The sequence below is a fragment of the Bradyrhizobium sp. SHOUNA76 genome (genome assembly GCF_023006445.1).
Classification (GTDB): Bacteria; Pseudomonadota; Alphaproteobacteria; order Rhizobiales; family Xanthobacteraceae; genus Bradyrhizobium.
In genome coordinates, this window is sequence record NZ_JALBHA010000918.1 from 1 (window position 1) to 1,186 (window position 1,186).

Sequence of the window (1,186 nt, forward strand, 5' to 3'; positions counted from 1 at the left end):
CGATTCCCGGCAATCACGACGCCTATGTTCGCGCCACCTCGCATCGCTTCGGCGAGACGTTTGGCCCCTATCTTGCGGGCGACGACGGCAGCATCGGTTTTCCCTCCGTGCGCCGGCGCGGGCCGCTCGCGTTGATCAGCCTGTCGACGGCGGTGCCAACCCTGCCGCTGATGGCGACGGGCACGCTCGGGCGCGATCAGCTCGCCTCGCTCGCAGCAGTGCTCGAACGGCTCGCGACTGAAGACGTGTTCCGCGTGCTGCTGGTGCATCATCCGCTGAAGTCCGGCGCGCGGCAGAAGCGAATGACAGATTCGGCCGCGCTGCTGGCGCTGCTCAAGCGCCATGGCGTCGAGCTGATCCTGCACGGGCACGATCACATTCATTCGACGATGTGGTTCGAGGGGCCGAACGGCAACATTCCCGCGCTCGGCGTGCCCTCGGCCTCCGCGCTCGCGCACGGGCACTACCCGGCGGCGGCGTATAATCTGTTCACGATCGAGAAGGACAATGCCGGCTGGCGCTGTGAGCAAACGGTGCGGAGCCTGGGAGCCGGATTTCAGATCGGGCAGATCAAGCATGTGAGGCTGGTTTGAGCCCATGCCGTCATTCCGGAGCGATGCGGCAGCATCGAATCCGGAATCTCGAGATTCCGGGTTCATGCTTCTCATGCCCCGGAATGACGTCCGAGAGAGAGATTCACCAGCTCCGCAACGCCGCCACCACGGCAACCCCGAACAGCGCGGCGGCACCGAGGAGGAAGCCGAACACGAAGGGCCAGAAGCGCGAGCGTCGCGGCGGCGCGACCTCGGGCTTCGATTCGGGCGGGACCACCATCGCGTGCTCGCGCTCGACCATGCGGCGCGCGACATAGTCGGTGACGGCCTCGACGATCACGGCGGTGTCGTGCGATTCGGCGAGCACGATGCGGCCGAAGCGGGTGTCCTGGACGAAGCGGTACATGCGCTTGTCGCGCCCCATCACGATGTGCGCGACAACGTCGATCCACAGTCTCGGCGTATCGCCCTGGCTGATGCCGCGGTCGAACAGGTCGATCTGATCAGGCACCTGCGCGAACAGCGGATCGAGCGCGTCGTTGAGAATCTCGAGTCGCGCCACCTCGGCGTCCCTGAGATCGACGACGACGCCGGTCCGGTCGGCGGCCTCGATCCGCGCGCGCAGCAGCGCA

General features: G+C 66.5%; 2 protein-coding genes. One reads left to right on the forward strand and one right to left on the reverse strand.

Annotated features, from left to right (window positions below):
* Nucleotides 1-593: metallophosphoesterase (locus tag MOV74_RS38555; RefSeq protein ID WP_246932790.1), on the forward strand; the 593-nt coding region annotated here is incomplete at its 5' end.
* A gap of 103 nt (nt 594-696) precedes the next feature.
* Here the strand turns inward: MOV74_RS38555 and MOV74_RS38560 are convergent.
* Nucleotides 697-1,186: hypothetical protein (locus MOV74_RS38560; RefSeq protein WP_246932791.1), on the reverse strand; the 490-nt coding region annotated here is incomplete at its 5' end.